The 16460-nt window shown below is 36.7% G+C and carries 15 protein-coding genes and 1 other annotated feature; of the genes, 14 read left to right on the plus strand and 1 reads right to left on the minus strand.

Annotation, left to right across the window (positions count from 1 at the left end; translation table 11 throughout):
* The first annotated feature begins 40 nt into the window (after window positions 1-40).
* From DW114_RS11685 to DW114_RS11695, 3 genes are read left to right on the plus strand one after another with little or no spacing between them, the layout of a single operon-like run.
* Complete coding sequence (locus DW114_RS11685; protein WP_199484319.1) at window positions 41-448, plus strand: BlaI/MecI/CopY family transcriptional regulator; 408 nt, start codon at window positions 41-43, stop codon at window positions 446-448.
* Window positions 441-2285 carry a M56 family metallopeptidase gene (locus DW114_RS11690; RefSeq protein WP_158552241.1) on the plus strand — a complete coding sequence of 615 codons (1845 nt, stop codon included), beginning with the start codon at window positions 441-443 and terminating at the stop codon, window positions 2283-2285. The genes DW114_RS11685 and DW114_RS11690 overlap by 8 nt, the downstream gene beginning before the upstream one ends.
* A gap of 56 nt (window positions 2286-2341) precedes the next feature.
* Window positions 2342-3658 carry a replication-associated recombination protein A gene (locus tag DW114_RS11695; protein WP_117453931.1) on the plus strand — a complete coding sequence of 439 codons (1317 nt, stop codon included), beginning with the start codon at window positions 2342-2344 and terminating at the stop codon, window positions 3656-3658.
* Window positions 3659-3671: 13 nt separating this feature from the next.
* Here the strand turns inward: DW114_RS11695 and DW114_RS11700 are convergent, their stop codons facing one another.
* Window positions 3672-4604, minus strand: coding sequence for a YwqG family protein (locus DW114_RS11700; protein WP_117453932.1), 933 nt, complete (start codon window positions 4602-4604; stop codon window positions 3672-3674).
* 100 nt (window positions 4605-4704) lie between these two features.
* Window positions 4705-4950, plus strand: a binding site (T-box leader).
* A 35-nt stretch (window positions 4951-4985) separates the two neighbouring features.
* Between DW114_RS11700 and DW114_RS11705 the strand changes: the two genes are divergently transcribed.
* From DW114_RS11705 to DW114_RS11755, 11 genes are all read left to right on the plus strand, one after another.
* Window positions 4986-5648 (plus strand): 5-methyltetrahydrofolate--homocysteine methyltransferase, encoded by a 663-nt coding sequence (locus tag DW114_RS11705; RefSeq protein ID WP_117536244.1) that lies wholly within the window; start codon window positions 4986-4988, stop codon window positions 5646-5648.
* Window positions 5638-7980, plus strand: coding sequence for a homocysteine S-methyltransferase family protein (locus DW114_RS11710; protein WP_233509463.1), 2343 nt, complete (start codon window positions 5638-5640; stop codon window positions 7978-7980). The genes DW114_RS11705 and DW114_RS11710 overlap by 11 nt, the downstream gene beginning before the upstream one ends.
* Window positions 7974-8153, plus strand: a complete 180-nt coding sequence (locus tag DW114_RS11715) for a homocysteine S-methyltransferase family protein (RefSeq protein WP_117453934.1) — start codon at window positions 7974-7976, stop codon at window positions 8151-8153. Before DW114_RS11710 ends, DW114_RS11715 begins: the two co-directional genes overlap by 7 nt.
* A gap of 10 nt (window positions 8154-8163) precedes the next feature.
* Window positions 8164-8247, plus strand: a complete 84-nt coding sequence (locus DW114_RS22185; RefSeq protein ID WP_394336425.1) for a homocysteine S-methyltransferase family protein — start codon at window positions 8164-8166, stop codon at window positions 8245-8247.
* A complete protein-coding gene (locus DW114_RS11725) occupies window positions 8237-9919 on the plus strand; it encodes a bifunctional homocysteine S-methyltransferase/methylenetetrahydrofolate reductase (protein ID WP_117453935.1) in 1683 nt (560 codons plus the stop codon). Before DW114_RS22185 ends, DW114_RS11725 begins: the two co-directional genes overlap by 11 nt.
* A gap of 76 nt (window positions 9920-9995) precedes the next feature.
* Window positions 9996-10547, plus strand: coding sequence for a hypothetical protein (locus DW114_RS11730; RefSeq protein WP_117453936.1), 552 nt, complete (start codon window positions 9996-9998; stop codon window positions 10545-10547).
* A 177-nt stretch (window positions 10548-10724) separates the two neighbouring features.
* Entirely contained in the window at window positions 10725-11567 is an 843-nt protein-coding gene (gene licT, locus DW114_RS11735) for a BglG family transcription antiterminator LicT (RefSeq protein WP_117453937.1), read from the plus strand.
* Between the two features lie 128 nt (window positions 11568-11695).
* Window positions 11696-13600 carry a beta-glucoside-specific PTS transporter subunit IIABC gene (locus DW114_RS11740; protein ID WP_117453938.1) on the plus strand — a complete coding sequence of 635 codons (1905 nt, stop codon included), beginning with the start codon at window positions 11696-11698 and terminating at the stop codon, window positions 13598-13600.
* A gap of 10 nt (window positions 13601-13610) precedes the next feature.
* Window positions 13611-15038 carry a 6-phospho-beta-glucosidase gene (locus DW114_RS11745; RefSeq protein WP_117453939.1) on the plus strand — a complete coding sequence of 476 codons (1428 nt, stop codon included), beginning with the start codon at window positions 13611-13613 and terminating at the stop codon, window positions 15036-15038.
* A 231-nt stretch (window positions 15039-15269) separates the two neighbouring features.
* Window positions 15270-15719 carry a C-GCAxxG-C-C family protein gene (locus tag DW114_RS11750; RefSeq protein WP_117453940.1) on the plus strand — a complete coding sequence of 150 codons (450 nt, stop codon included), beginning with the start codon at window positions 15270-15272 and terminating at the stop codon, window positions 15717-15719.
* 15 nt (window positions 15720-15734) lie between these two features.
* Window positions 15735-16277, plus strand: coding sequence for a DJ-1 family glyoxalase III (locus DW114_RS11755; protein WP_117453941.1), 543 nt, complete (start codon window positions 15735-15737; stop codon window positions 16275-16277).
* Window positions 16278-16460 lie beyond the last annotated feature (183 nt).

The raw sequence follows: 16460 nt of genomic DNA on the forward strand, positions 1-16460 counted from the left end.
TACATTGCTAGTCTATCGTGATAGACTGAAGATAGAAAGGGTGTCTATAATAATAGACTATATGGCACAGAAAATGGAGAAAGCAATTTTACATGACAGGGAATATGATTTTATCAGTATTATTTGGGAAGTAGAACCAATTGCTTCTGGGGAGTTAACCAAAATATGTGAAAAACGTTTAGGCTGGAAACGAACAACCACGTATACGGTATTAAAAAAACTATGTGATAAAGGAATATTACAGAATCAAAATACGATTGTGACTTCCTGTTTGAAGAAGCAACAGGTACAACGATATGAAAGCAAACGATTGATAGAACGTATGTTTGATAATTCTTTACCAGCTTTTATCGCATCTTTTATGGATCATCGTAAATTAACGAAAGAAGAAGCAGAGCAATTAAAAGAAATGATTGCTGCTTATGAAGATGGTGATGATCATGACTGAGGTGTTTCAATTTTTGATCAAACAAAGTATTTCTATCAGTTATGTCATCATATTTGTGATGATCGTACGTTTCATATTAAAACGTTTTCCTAAAAAATATGCCTATGCTTTATGGATCATTGTGGCAATTCCATTATTGATTCCATGGCATATAGAAAGTGAATTTACATTACATCCTAAAATGGAAACAACTATGACAGAAATGTTAATAGCCCCTTCCATTGCAAAGGATACAGAAGATAGCACGTATATGGTAAGTGATGATAAGAAATCTGTGGATGAAACTATGCCTTATATCACAAAGGAAGCACAGGAGGAACCATTATGGAAAATCATTAGTATCTATATCTGGGCGATTGGTATATTGGCATTGTTTATAAAAAATGGCATGGCGTATGTACACTTAAAAAAACGCCTTGCTTCATCTATCGTGCGGGAACCTGGTATTTATCAAAGTGATGTTTCAGGAACTCCTTTTGTATTTGGCATCCTGCATCCAGCTATATATTTACCTGCGGATATTTCTGATCAAGAAGCAAAATATATCATTCTTCATGAACAGATGCATATCAAACGAAAAGATTATCTCATGAAATTATTCGCATATTGTCTAACTGTAATGTATTGGTTTCATCCATTGGTATGGCTTGCTTATATATTGATGGGAAAAGATATGGAGATGTCTTGTGATGAGGCAGTTATCAATAAATATCAGATACAGAAAAAAGCCTATGCACAAACGTTATTATCTTTTGCTTGTGAGAAATCACAGATACAAAATAGTGTTGTCTGTTTTGGGGAAGGAAATATAAAAGAGCGTATCAAAAACGTTTTAAAATTAAAAAAAATGAAAGTATGGCTATCGATTGTCTTGATTTTCATCATAATTGCAATCGGCATTGGTCTATGGACAACACCAAAACAAAAGGATAAGCAGTGGACAAGACAGGATGAAGATTATGTTAGTGATATTTATCAAGAACGTATGATACCTTTCGATCAATGGGTATCAAAATTAGATTATGGAGATACATTTAGCTATGAGCATTGTGAGCTTTCTGATAAAGATGGCATGGGACAACAGCAACTATTGATTACCATGAATACAACACAGGATCTTTCCTATGAACATTTCTTTACTTTGCAAGAGGAAGGTCTTAAGCAGAACGCTGCCGCCATATTGGCATTGCAGCAATCGGTACATCAAGTCATTTATCATTTAAAACATGATGATCAGGAATTGATGAAGATATATACGAAAAATAGTGAAGATATAGAACTTGAAGATGTTGATACATATCAAAAGATATATGATGAAGAATTACAAGCAATGAATCAAAAGCTGACAGATCAAGAGCTGCAGCAACAAAAAGAACTGTTTCAATCTTTATCAGCTTTTGTGCCAGAAAAATATTTGACACAAATGAATACAGCGAAAATAGAAACAGTGGATAATGTAAAGTTTTATATGTTTGGTAATTATGCAAGTACGCAAGATAAGAATGGTAGTTATACGTATCGATATAGTATACAAATACATTCCAACGATATGGGAATAAAGCATTTTGTATTTAAAAATTATGAAATATCTTCAGAATCTACAGGAAACAAGCTATCTGATCAACAGGCGCAACAGCTTGTGGATGACTTTGTGAAAACTTATCGTAAAGATGCAGCACAGTTATCTTTTCAAAAAGAGGCCATCCCTACACAGCATATTTATGATCCAGGACATGTGGAAAGCTGGGTAGCTCATCCAAAGCAAGATGTCACATTTGTCATTATGGTAGATGTAGATAAAGGTCAGATTATAGAAGCAAGTTTTGAAAGAGAATAGAAGGCGTATTATGCCTTCTTTTTCATGATATAATAGAGGGGAAAGCAGGTGATCTTATGCAACAGGAATCTTTATTTGAAGATAAAAGTGATACTCCTTTAGCAAGCCGTTTACGCCCCATGAGTTTAGATAAATTTGTTGGTCAAAAGCATTTGATTGGAAAAGGTAAAGTATTGTATCGACTGATTGAAGCGGATCGTATATCTTCTTTAATATTCTGGGGTCCACCTGGGGTAGGAAAAACAACCCTTGCGATGATTATCGCTCATCAGACAAAGGCCCGCTTTATCAATTTTTCTGCGGTTACCAGTGGTGTAAAAGAAATCAAAGAAGTCATGAAAGAAGCGGAAGTAAGCCGTCGTTTAGGAGAAAAGACCATTGTTTTCGTAGATGAAATCCATCGTTTTAATAAAGCACAACAGGATGCTTTTCTTCCTTATGTGGAGAAAGGCAGTATCATTTTGATTGGTGCGACAACCGAAAATCCAAGCTTTGAGATCAATGGAGCGTTGTTATCCCGCTGTAAGGTATTTGTTTTACAACCTCTTACAAGAGAAGATCTTGTAGAGCTGCTTCAAAATGCCATACATGATGAATTTGGGTTTAAAGGTGACCATGTTCATATAGATGATGATATGTTGTATATGATTGCCGGATTTGCGAATGGCGATGCCAGAACAGCTTTGAATACCTTAGAAATGATCGTACTCAACAGTGAACAAAAAGAAGATGGTATTTATGTCACCAAAGAAATCATGGAACAATGTATCAATCAAAAAAGTCTGTTGTATGATAAAAAAGGAGAGGAGCATTATAATATCATTTCCGCTTTGCATAAAAGCATGCGTAATTCAGATGTACAGGCATCGATTTATTGGCTTGCCAGAATGTTAGAAGCTGGTGAGGATCCTTTATATGTCGCAAGAAGAATCGTACGCTTTGCCAGTGAAGATATAGGTATGGCAGATAGCCGTGCTTTAGAAATCTGTATTGCGGCTTATCAGGCATGTCATTATCTGGGGATGCCAGAATGCAGTGTGCATTTAACACATGCCGTTACTTATTGTGCACTTGCGCCAAAATCCAACGCTTTATATATGGCATATGAAGCTGCGAAAAAAGATGCTTTACAAACAATCGCAGAACCAGTACCTTTACAAATCCGTAATGCGCCAACCAAATTGATGGCTGATTTACATTATGGAGAAGGGTATCAATATGCACATGATTATGATGATAAAATCACAAATATGAAGTGTTTGCCAGATGCTTTATTACATGCAATCTATTATGAACCAACCATGCAGGGAAGTGAACAAAAGGTAACACAACGTATGAAGCAGATCGAGGAATTAAGAAAACGCCATAAATAAAACATGGGACTTTTTAAAAACAGTCCCATGTATAATATACATCAGAGAAATCATGATTTATTAAATCTTCGTGGTTGATCATAAAGACGGCACAGCCACCATCCGCAAACATAAAATGATCACTTAGATCAGGTTGAAATAATGCCAGTACTTCATCATAAACCAATGCATCCAGCTCACTTCTAGGATCTCCTTGCATATAATAAGGATGCCCACTCATACGACTTGGCGTATAGCCAAGGGTATCATAAACCGCACTGCTTAAATAAACACTTGCTGGGTTGGAATCTAAATCTTTATGATATAATTTTTGATATGTTGATGCCATGATATCACTAAAATCTTCCATTTCAGGAATGGTCGGATATGACTTTTCTTCAATCTTGATTTTAATACAGGTATCCATTGGCTGTAATGGGAATTCTTCATCATTTTCAATCTTTGGCGGTGATTGAAGCTTTGTTTCATCTGTTTCTATATCATCAAAATAAATCACACGGAATGATTCATCATTGCTGGGATTTTCATAATGATACCCATACATATTGGCGCCATGACTTCCAGATATATATATTTGCAAAATACCATGATCAGGAAAACGATCGTTCTTTGGGAATTGGGAGAAATTGAATTGTGCCAGCATGATTAACGGCTGATTCTCCATACCAGCTTCTCGATCATATGGATAATCAAAATCAGGTGGTAAATATGGTGTACCACCAATCTTTGTATCATAAACATTAGCATTTCCATCTTCTGCCACCATGATATAGGCAGTTTCTTTTTCTGAATTCTTCAACATCTCTAAGCCTACTTGTTTTCCCTGTTCTTCAGCTATGGAAATATCTTCTTTCGTTAGTTCTTTTTGTACTGGCGGTTCTTGTTTTTTTGAACAGCTTGTCAATAATAAACTAACAGCGATCATCCATAAGAGTTTCTTTTTCATGTTCCCTCATCACCTTTCATTATTTATTATATCAGAAAAATTCTTTATAAAAATATCTTTTTATTGACGTAAGATAGGTGGCATGGTAAAATAAGGCAAATTAAAGATGATGAAAAGAAGAGTACGATACATAAACCTTCAAAGAGAGTTTCCAGCTTGGTGAAAGGAAATAAGGAGCGTGTATGGGAAGATGGTCTTGGAGTTGCATGGTTGAACATATAGTAGATCATGACGTGATGTCACGTTACAGGCAAAGGTATAACCTGCATATGCAGGCGTACTTATGAAGATTTCAATTGTGAGATTGAGATAAAATTAGGTGGTAACACGAGCTTTCGTCCTATGGATGAAAGCTTTTTTTGTAAAGAAAGGAAGATGAGCATGGAAAGATTGATGCCGGATATTCCATTTGATGAGGTATTACATTATCTTGGATGTAAAGAAGCAGATGAACATTTAACAAATCAGATACAGACACAAATCAAACGTGTTAAAGAACTAGCAAAGCCAAAGGTGGTGTATCATATCTCTACGATACATGGATATGATAATGATTTGAAAATCCCATTACATGGCAAAGATATCAGAGAATTATTGAAAACCTGTGATCAGGTGATCTTTATGGCTGCCACTCTTGGAACTGCAATCGATGTGGAAGCAAAACGTTTATCCTTAAAAGATATGGGAGATATGCTGGTATTTGATGCAGTATGTAATGCAGGTATTGAAGCATTCGCAAATGATTTTCAGGAAGAACTGGCACAGAAATATGCTAAGCAGCATCGTTATTTAACCGATCGTTTTTCCTGTGGCTATGGAGATTTACGCATCGATATACAGAAAACCTTTTGTGAACGTCTGGATACCAAACGTAAAATCGGTTTGTTTGTGAATGAATCTTCCTTATTGATCCCGCTAAAATCCATTACTGCGATGATAGGGATATCAGATAAAAAGCAGGAAAAGCGCATCAGTGGGTGTGCATACTGTGATTTAAAAGATACATGTGAGTTAAGAAAGAGAGGGAATCGTTGTGGAGCGTAATGTAATATATTTAGATGGTGGCATGGGTACCCAGCTACAGGCGAATGGTTTAAAACCAGGAGAATTACCAGAAGCATTTATGTTTGAACATGAAGAACTGCTTATGAAGCTTCATAGAAATTATATTGAAAGTGGCGCCCAGATTATTTATGCTAATACCTTTGGCGCAAATCGTAAGAAACTTGAAAAATGTCCATATAGTGTAGAAGAAGTGATTATGAAGGCTGTTGAGCTTGCGAAAAAGGCCGCAAATGGAAAGGCCAGAGTTGCTCTTGATCTTGGACCTATTGGAGAGCTGTTAGAGCCAAATGGCTATTTAAGCTTTGAAGAAGCGTATGATATCTTTAAACAACAAATTATCGCAGGAGTAAAGGCAGGTGTAGATCTGGTTGTTTTTGAAACAATGAGTGATCTGATGGAAATTAAAGCGGCGATACTTGCCGCAAAAGAAAACAGTGATATGGAAATCTTTGTGACAATGAGTTTTGAACATGATGGAAGAACATTTACCGGATGTAGTGTGGAAAGCTTTGGAATTACTGCCACAAGACTTGGCGTAGATGCCCTTGGCATCAACTGTTCCTTAGGACCAGCCGAAATATTGCCAATTGCCAGACGATTAGCTAAGGTGACACCCCTTCCTTTAATCATTAAAGCAAATGCAGGACTGCCAGATCCTATGAGCAATACGTATGATATGGATGCACAAAGCTTTGCAAGTCAGATGAAAGCTTATGAAGAACTGCCTGTTCGCTATGTGGGAGGATGTTGTGGCACAACACCAGCCTTTATTAAGGCACTAACAGAAACACTTGTTTCTACCTGCTCCGAAAGTTTATATGAAGAAGCAGGCTACACCTGTTCACCTACAAAATGCCTGAAACTAGATGATGTGCATGTGATTGGAGAACGTATCAATCCTACAGGAAATAAGCGAATGAAAGAGGCTTTGCGCCATCAGAATATGGATGAAATTTTATCCATTGCGATGGAAGAAGTAGAAGGTGGCGCTGATATTTTAGATGTTAACGTAGGATTGCCTGGTATCGATGAAAAAAGCATGATGGTAAAAGTCATCAAAGAATTACAGACGGTAATTGATGTTCCTTTACAGATTGATACAACGAATACAGAAGTCATGGAAGCAGCATTACGGATTTATAATGGTATCCCTATCGTAAATTCTTGTAATGGGGAAGAAGCCAATATGCAGGCAATCTTGCCACTCATAAAAAAATATGGCGCCAATGTCATCGGTTTGACACTGGATGAAAAAGGTATTCCAGAAACAAAAGAAAAACGTTTAGAAATTGGAAAGCGCATCACTGCATGTGCACAAGCCTATGGAATTGAAAAACAACGTGTGTTTTTAGATTGTTTAACACTAACAGTATCCGCCCAACAGGATCAGGCAAAACAAACATTACAGACATTAACTGCTATTCGCAAAGAACTGGGTGTACAAAGCGTACTCGGTGTCAGTAACATCTCCTTTGGGCTGCCGCAGCGTAGTATATTAAACCAGCATTTTCTAACGATGGCACTATCCGCAGGCTTAACAATGCCAATCATCAATCCTAATCAAAAAGTAATGATGGACGCAATCCGTGCGTATCGTGTATTATCTGGATTAGATAAAGACTGTATGGCGTATGTTGAGGCGTATGCCAATATGAGCAATCAACCAGTAACACAAACATCAAATAAAGAAGTCACACTTATGGAGGCGGTATGTAAAGGATTGAAAGATGAAACACGTCAATTGACCATCGAAGCATTAAAAGAAAAAGAACCATTGGATATCGTTAATGAACAATTGATTCCGGCTTTGGATATCGTTGGGGAACGCTATGAGAAAAAAGAAATCTATCTGCCAGGACTGATCAATGCGGCAACTGCCAGTCAGTGTGCATTTGAAGAAATACGAAAAAGTATTTTAAAAAGCGGTGCTGAAAGTATTTCCAAAGGAAAGATTATACTTGCGACTGTCAAAGGAGATGTCCATGATATCGGTAAAAATATCGTAAAAGTAGTATTAGAAAACTATGGCTTTACAGTCATTGACTTAGGCAAGGATGTACCAGTTGAAACAATTGTGGAAACTGCCATTCAGGAAAATGTTTATCTGATTGGATTAAGTGCATTGATGACGACAACATTAGCATCCATGGAGGCAACCATCCAGGCACTACATGACGCAAAACATCCATGTAAGATTATGGTAGGCGGTGCTGTTGTCAGTGAAGAATATGCGAAAAAAATCCATGCGGATTATTACGCAAAAGACGCAAAACAAAGCGCAGACATCGCAAAGGAGGTATTCCAATGTTAGATATCAAAGAACCCTTCTTATTTGATGGCGCATTTGGGACATATTATGCTTCTTTATATGATGAAGATATGCCATGTGAACTAGCGAATATACAATATCCCTCACGAGTCTTACAGATTCATCGGGAATATTGTGAAGCAGGTGCCAATGCCATAAAAACCAATACTTTGTGAACTAGCGAATATACAATATCCCTCACGAGTCTTACAGATTCATCGGGAATATTGTGAAGCAGGTGCCAATGCCATAAAAACCAATACTTTGTGAACTAGCGAATATACAATATCCCTCACGAGTCTTACAGATTCATCGGGAATATTGTGAAGCAGGTGCCAATGCCATAAAAACCAATACTTTTTCTGCCAATGCCCAAAACCTTGATTGTACGAAGGAAGAACTTGAAAACATCATTCATCAGGGATATCTACTCGCAAAAGACATTGGTGAAGAATACCAGGTAGAAGTATTTGCGGATATCGGCCCAATGGCCCAGCAGAAAGGAATGGATCTTTTTAAGGAATATCAGGCAATCGTGGATATCTTTTTATCTTTAGGGGCCAACCGTTTTCTGTTTGAAACCTTTTATAATGATATCGCCTTAAAAGAAATCTGCGCCTATATCAAAGAAAAAAGTCCACAAAGCTATATCATCACAAGCTTTGCGTTAAGTGGGGATGGCTATACTAGACAGGGAATCAGTGGAGAAAAACTATTGATGGAAATGGACACATGTCCTTATGTAGATGCGATTGGCATGAACTGTATCTGTGGTCCAATGCATTTAGATCGCATTCTTCAGGGATTATCCATCAAGCATCATAAAATCAGTGTCATGCCAAATTCGGGATATCCAACCATTCTGCATAATCGTACCTTTTTTAGGGATAATTCAACCTATTATGCCAACGCAATGATGCAGATCATTACCCATGGCGCCAGTATCATTGGCGGATGTTGCGGTACGACACCGGCTTATATTAAAGCTATTCGTAAACAGTTGAAAATACAAAGTCCTAAAGTAGAATCAAGCACAAAAGAAATAAAAAATGATAAAAAAGAAATCATAGACCATGATCCTTTTCATCAGAAAATCAAACGAGGAGAAAAAATAATTGCAGTTGAATTTGACCCGCCAAATCATTGTGATATCGAGCATTTCATGGATAATGCCGCCTATTTGAAGCAGGCAGGTGTAGATGCATTAACCATTGCGGATTGCCCTGTGGCACGTGCAAGGGTTGACAGCTCTTTACTGGCTTGTAAACTACATCGTGAAATGGGAATGCATGTCATACCACATATGACCTGTCGTGATCGTAACATCAATGCGACGAAGGCTTTGCTGTTTGGTCTACAAATCGAAGGTGTGCATAATGTATTGGTTGTAACTGGTGATCCAATCCCTGCTGAAGATCGTAAACAGGTCAAAGGGGTATTCAATTTCAATTCTCAGCTTTTGGCTGGCTTTATCAACGATTTAAATCAAACTACCTTTCCACAGCCATTCTTAATTTGTGGCGCATTAAATATCAATGCAGTCAACTTTAAGGCAGAACTGGAAAAAGCCAGAAAGAAAGAAAAACAAGGCGTTACTGCCTTTATGAGTCAGCCGGTATTATCGAAACAGGCCTATGAAAACTTAAAGCTGGCAAAACAAGCATTATCATCTAAAATCTTTGGTGGTATTATTCCTATCGTATCCCATCGTAATGCAGTATATATGAATAATGAAATATCCGGTATCGATGTAGATCAGGAAATCATTGATCTGTATGTGGATAAAGATCGCACACAAGCAAGTGAACTTGCGGTTACAATATCCTGTGAAATCGCAGAAAAAATTTATGATCTGGTGGATGGATTTTATTTGATTACACCATTTAATCGTGTAGATATTATAGGTAGTATTGTTGCCCATATTCAATCACTGTCTAATTAATTAATACAAATGAAGCATTCATCTGGTAAATGAGTCCTGTTCGGTGTATGATGGTAGGCAGATGGAGGTAGTACCAATGAAAACATTAGTAGAATTTGTGAAGTTATTAGAAGGTGAATTTGATAATCGTGAACAGTTTCAAGACAAACAACAGAAAAAAGATATCAATTTTCCATTCGCCCAACACCGTAATACAGTGATCAATGCAAACATTAAGCATTTACCAGTAGCATTTGAAGGCATCTTCCTTTTAGAAGAAAGCAATTACGCTAGCAATGGAAAAAGCCATGCATCACCTCATCTATTTCTATTTGAAGAGGTAGAAGAAGGTATAAAATTAACTTCTTATGAAATGCCATCCGGCTATGATGCATCTACTTTTACATATGAGCATTTATCCTCTTTGAATTATGAGGAATTAAAGGTTTCATCTAAGTTTACACCAGCTCTTTATCAATATCATGATGGTGTTTGGGAAGGTGGCAGTGAAAGTATGTTTACACCAGTTTTAAAATTCACATTACATGAAACTTTCTCAGCTGATCGATTAGAAGTATCTGAATCCATGGAGATGAATGGAAAGCGTACTTTTGGATTTGATGATCCGATTATTTACAAAAGAAAGTAAAAAACCTGATTGACAAGGGGAAAAACTAGTGTTAGAATAACCTTGCAAATAGGATAGTTATTGTTTAAATACAAGCTCGACCTGTTATATCTGAAAATGTTTATATAGTGATCTTTTGATGATTCATTATATCGTTTGATAGATTGACAGGTTTTTTTGTGGAGATGAGGTGGAAAGATGTATACATATAAAAAACGTCTAAATAACAATGTAGTAGTTGCATTAGATGAACAGGGACAGGAACAAATCTTAACCGGCAGAGGGATTGGCTTTCAGGTAGAAGCAGGAACACCTGTAGATGATCAAAAGATAGAAAAAGTCTTTACTCTAAAGGATACCACAGCAAACAAACGCTTACAGGAGCTGTTTCAAACCATACCTGTGGAGCATGTGGAAATCGCAGAAGAAATTATATCTTATGCGAAAATTCACATTGATAATCCATTAAATGAGAATGTCATCGTTTCCTTATGTGATCATATTTATATGGCAGTAGAACGTAAGAAACAGGATATTGAAGTAAAGAATGTTATGCTTTGGGATATTCAAAAGTTTTACCGTGATGAATATCAAGTAGGAAAATACGCTGTCAAATTGATTGAAGAACGCTTTCATGTTCAATTAAATGATGATGAAGCAGGCTTTATCGCATTGCATATTGTGAATGCACAATTGGATATGCATACTAAATCCGTAAAAGAAATTACAAAAGTCATGCAGGAAATTGAAACCATCGTGCGTATGACATTTTCTATTGAATTAGATGAAGATTCCGTCTACTATTATCGCTTTATCACCCATTTGAAATTCTTTGCACAGCGCTTGTTTTCGGGAAAAAGCTATGAAGGACAGGATGTGGACAACATGTTGGAGCTTGTCCAAAGCAAGTATCCCAAAGCATGTGTCTGTGTACAGAAAATTGCTCATTTCCTAAAACAAAAATATGGCTATACATTAAGTGATGAAGAAATTCTGTATTTAAGCATTCACATCTCACGTATTGTGCAGGTATCAAAGTAGGAAACTACTGATATATAGATATAAAAAGGAGGCATCAAAGCGGTATACAAACAAACTTGATACATTCATAAAGGATAGTTACATTCAGTTGGCTTGACCTTCAACAATAAAAAATGGAGGAAAAGAAAATGAAAAAATATCAAGAACTAGCAAAAGAAATCGTCAAACAAGTGGGAGGAAAAGACAATGTTATTAGTTTAACCCACTGTATCACACGTCTGCGTTTTAAATTAAAAGATGAAAACATCGCAAATGATGAAGTCATCAAAGGTATGGATGGTGTTGTGACCGTAATGAAAAGCGGTGGGCAATATCAAATCGTTATTGGAAATCAGGTAGCGAATGTTTATGAAGAAGTCATGCCTTTACTAAATCTTCAAAACAGTGAGCCTGTACATGCGAAAAAACAAAAGCCATTAGATCAATTCATCGATATCATATCTGGTATCTTCCAGCCAATTTTAGGCTTAATGGCCGCATGTGGAATGGTCAAGGGCTTTAATACCTTATTTGTTGTCATGGGATTATATCCTGATACCTGTGGCGGCTATATGATTTTAAATGCGATTGGCGATGGATTATTTACCTTTTTACCTGTATTTTTAGGATATACATCAGCGAAAAAATTCGGCTTAAAACCAATGGTAGGTTTAGCCGTTGGCGCAATCATGTGTTATCCAGCCATTCAAAGCTCTATGATTTCAAATGGAATGGAGCCATTATACACAATGTTTGAAGGAACAATGTTTGCATCACCTGTCTATATTGATTTCTTTGGCATTCCTGTAATCTCTATGGATTATACATCCACGGTTATACCCGTAATCTTTATCGTATATTTTGCCAGCAAATGTGAAAAGCTGTTTAGTAAAATTGTGCCTGATCTGGTGAAATTCTTCTTTGTGCCAATGTTGACATTGATGATCTCTTTACCAGTTGGCTTCTTGTTGATTGGACCAGTCGCAACTTTTGGTTCTAAACTGATTGCGGAAACAGTAATCGCTATTCGCGATTTCTCTCCACTTTTAGCTGGTGGCATTGTTGGCTTAACATGGCAGATTTTAGTAATCTTTGGATTACACTGGGGCTTTATTCCTGTATATATCAATAATATTGTGACATATGGATTTGATAATGTAATGATGCCATTCTTCGCATGTACCTTTGCGACTTCAGCTGTTGTAGCGGCTATCTTTATCAAAACCAAAAATAAAAAACTAAAAGAAATGTGTCTGCCTAACTTTATCTCTGGTATCTTTGGTGTCACAGAACCAGCCATCTATGGTATCCTGGTGCCATTAAAGAAACCATTTGTAATCAGTTGTATCGCTGGGGGCATCGGTGGTGCATTTTATGGAGCCTTCAATTTTAGAAAATTTATGATGGGTGGCATGGGAATCTTTGAATTTCCTGCAATGATTGCCCCAGATGGTTCTATTGATAATCTGATTGTTGCCATTACAGGTGTTATCATTACCATGATCATAGCCTTTGTGATGACGATGATAAGTTTTAAGGATAAAGAAGAAACAGAAAAGCCAGATACAAACACCGAAACAAAAGAAGAAAACCTGATTCAGAAAGATGATATCATCAGCCCGATAAGTGGAACACTAATGAAACTTGAAGATGTACAAGATGGTGCATTTTCAACAGGTGCATTAGGAAAAGGAGCCGCAATCCTGCCTGAAGAAGGTATGGTATATGCACCAGTAAATGGCGTAGTAACAACCCTTTTTCCAACCCTGCATGCGATTGGTATCACCAGTGATGAAGGAGTAGAGGTATTAATTCACATTGGATTAGATACGGTTCAATTACATGGAGAAGGATTTGAAGCATTTGTGAAACAGGGAGATCATATTGAAAAAGGTCAAAAACTAATTCAATTTGATATGGAGGCCATTACAAAAGCTGGTTATTGTATTGAAACGCCAATTGTTATTACCAACAGCGCAAACTTTATGGATGTATTACCAGAAAATAAAGAAACCATTATGCATGGGGAAAACCTAATGCATATCATTCGTTAGTAGGTGTAGTATGGGATTTCCAGATAACTTCTTATGGGGTGGCGCAACGGCTGCCAACCAATGTGAAGGTGGATATCAAGAAGATGGCAGAGGACTTGCCAATGTGGATATCTGCCCAAGTGGACCAGATCGAAGTAAGATCATCGCTGGACATATTGAGCATTTATCATGTGATAAAAACCATCACTATCCATCGCATCATGGAATCGATTTATATCACCATTATCAGGAGGATATTGCTTTATTTGCAAAACTTGGTTTTAAAGTATATCGCATGAGTATTGCTTGGACCAGAATTTATCCAAAGGGGGATGAAGATATTCCCAATGAGGCAGGCTTACAGTTTTATGAAAACATCTTTCGCTTATGTCAGCATTATGGCATAGAACCTTTAGTAACTATTACTCATTTTGATTGTCCTATTCATCTTATAAAGACCATTGGTGGATGGCGAAGCAGAGAAATGATTGACCATTATTTAAAATTATGTAAAACATTATTTGATAGATATCAGGGACTTGTACATAACTGGCTTACCTTTAATGAAATAAATATGATTTTACATGCACCTTTTATGGGTGCTGGACTGGTATTTCAAAAAGAAGAAAATGAAACAGCCATTAAATATCAGGCGGCCCACCATGAACTCGTTGCAAGTGCACTTGCAACAAAACTAGCACATGAAATAGATCCAAACAATCAAATTGGATGTATGTTTGCGGCAGGCAGTGCTTATCCATACAGTTGTAAACCGGAAGATGTCTTTAAGGCAATGCAGGTAGATCGAGAGAATTATTTCTTCATTGATGTACAATCACGTGGTGCTTATCCAGCCTATGCCATTAAGCAACTACAACGGAAAAACTGTATGCCGAAAATGGAACCTGAAGATACACAGATTCTAAAAGAGTATACCGTAGATTTTGTGGCGTTCTCCTACTATAATAGCCGCTGTATTGCGGCATCCTTAGATAAAAACAATATGGCAGAAGGAAATCTATTTGCATCCGCAAAAAATCCTTATCTGACATTTAGCAAGTGGGGATGGCCAATCGATCCATTAGGCTTTCGCATTACGTTAAATCAAGTATATGATCGCTATCAAAAACCATTGTTTGTCGTGGAAAACGGATTGGGTACCATAGATGAAACAGATGAACATGGCTATGTAGAAGATGATGAACGTATCCAATACTTACGCAATCACATACAGGCCATGAAAGATGCCATTGAGGAAGATGGTGTAGAATTACTTGGTTATACCTGCTGGGGTCCAATTGACTTAGTAAGTGCCAGCAGTGGAGAAATGAAAAAACGTTATGGTTTTATATATGTGGACGTGGATGATATGGGAAAAGGAAGTTATCGACGGACAAAGAAAAAATCATTTGCCTGGTATCAAAAAGTCATTGCCAGCAATGGGGAAGATTTAGCTTAGAGGAACATGTTTCCTCTTTTTTTGACCTGTGACATGTTATCTATCGATAATATGGATATCCTGATTTTTTTCTTCAATATCTGTTTATGGATATGAAATATCATAAAGTTTTTTATAAAAGATTTCTAAATATCATAAGTATTAGCGTTTGTTATCTATCTATCAGAAAATATAATTTTTCATACCATTTTAAATGTGTTACAATGCAAAAAGAAATGGAGGCAGACACAAATGAAATCAAGAGTTGAAGATGCATTAAATCGTCATAAAAACGGGTATAACTGTTGTCAGTCTGTCGTTTGTACCTATGCAGATTTATTAGGAATGGATGAAAAAACAGCATTTCGTGTAAGTGAAGCATTTGGACTTGGTATTGCGAAACGTTATGAAATGTGTGGTTCTGTATGTGGCATGATGATGTTGGCAGGATTGGAAAACAGTGATGGAGAATTAAAAAATCCAAAAACCAAACAGTCCACATTTACCTTAGGGCATGATATGTGCAGAGTATTTGAAGAATGGAATAGTAGTTGTGAATGCAATGTATTACGTGGAAGTGATGGTGTTACAGATCGTATCAGAAGCTGTCGAGGCTGTGTTGCGGATTGTGCACGTATTGTGGAATATATGTTGTTTCCAAATACATTTGAACCATATAAACCTAGAGATCCAAAGGAATAAAAGGAGGAAAAATAAATGAAAGTTTGTGTATTTTTAGCAGAAGGATTTGAAGAAATAGAAGCTATAGGAACATTTGCGATTCTTAGAAGAGGTGGCGTGGATGTAGATCTATATGCTGTAGAATCAGATGATAAAACAGGTCGATTTGGCATGACTTGTACAAATTTAAAACCATTAGCAGAATTTAATGCTAATGACTATCAGGCAATTGTATTACCAGGAGGACCTGGATTTAAAGTATTAGAAGCAAATGAAACTGTGAAAGCCGCAATCAAAACATTTGATGCAGAAGATAAATTGGTATGTGCAATCTGTGCAGGACCAACAGTACTTGGCAGACTTGGATATTTAAAGGGCAAAAAATATACATGCTTCACTGCCATGAACGACGATTTTGGTGGAGATTATCAATATCAGTATGTTGTGAAAGATGGTCACTTCATCACTGGTAGAAGTGCTGCAGCGACAATTGATTTTGGATTTGCGATATTGGAAGCTTTATGTGGAAAGAAACAGGCAGATGCCGTAAAAGAAGAAATTTATTACGAAAATAAATAGTATTACTTTTACAACCCTCGTTATGTATGTAACGGGGGATTTTTATACTTTTCGATAGTAAAAATCATGATTTTTTTTAAGTTTTAGTATTAGTTTGATATAATTAAAGTGAAAAAATATTAAAAAAATGATGTCAAGCAAAAATGAAAATGTCTTAAAAATAATTAAACATTAGCACCGGAT

It is taken from the genome of Absiella sp. AM09-50 (assembly GCF_003433845.1).
GTDB classification, from domain to species: Bacteria; Bacillota_I; Bacilli_A; order Erysipelotrichales; family Erysipelotrichaceae; genus Hoskinsella; species Hoskinsella hominis.

Excerpts from the sequence above, each read along its gene's own strand:
- licT (WP_117453937.1), top strand. The coding sequence starts at position 10,725 with ATGTATACATATAAAAAACGTCTAAATAACAATGTAGTAGTTGCATTA.
- DW114_RS11740 (WP_117453938.1), top strand. The coding sequence starts at position 11,696 with ATGAAAAAATATCAAGAACTAGCAAAAGAAATCGTCAAACAAGTGGGA.
- DW114_RS11750 (WP_117453940.1), top strand. The coding sequence starts at position 15,270 with ATGAAATCAAGAGTTGAAGATGCATTAAATCGTCATAAAAACGGGTAT.
- DW114_RS11745 (WP_117453939.1), top strand. The coding sequence starts at position 13,611 with ATGGGATTTCCAGATAACTTCTTATGGGGTGGCGCAACGGCTGCCAAC.
- DW114_RS11755 (WP_117453941.1), top strand. The coding sequence starts at position 15,735 with ATGAAAGTTTGTGTATTTTTAGCAGAAGGATTTGAAGAAATAGAAGCT.
- DW114_RS11700 (WP_117453932.1), bottom strand. The coding sequence starts at position 4,604 with ATGAAAAAGAAACTCTTATGGATGATCGCTGTTAGTTTATTATTGACA.
- DW114_RS11705 (WP_117536244.1), top strand. The coding sequence starts at position 4,986 with ATGGAAAGATTGATGCCGGATATTCCATTTGATGAGGTATTACATTAT.
- DW114_RS11690 (WP_158552241.1), top strand. The coding sequence starts at position 441 with ATGACTGAGGTGTTTCAATTTTTGATCAAACAAAGTATTTCTATCAGT.
- DW114_RS11730 (WP_117453936.1), top strand. The coding sequence starts at position 9,996 with ATGAAAACATTAGTAGAATTTGTGAAGTTATTAGAAGGTGAATTTGAT.
- DW114_RS11715 (WP_117453934.1), top strand. The coding sequence starts at position 7,974 with ATGTTAGATATCAAAGAACCCTTCTTATTTGATGGCGCATTTGGGACA.
- DW114_RS11695 (WP_117453931.1), top strand. The coding sequence starts at position 2,342 with ATGCAACAGGAATCTTTATTTGAAGATAAAAGTGATACTCCTTTAGCA.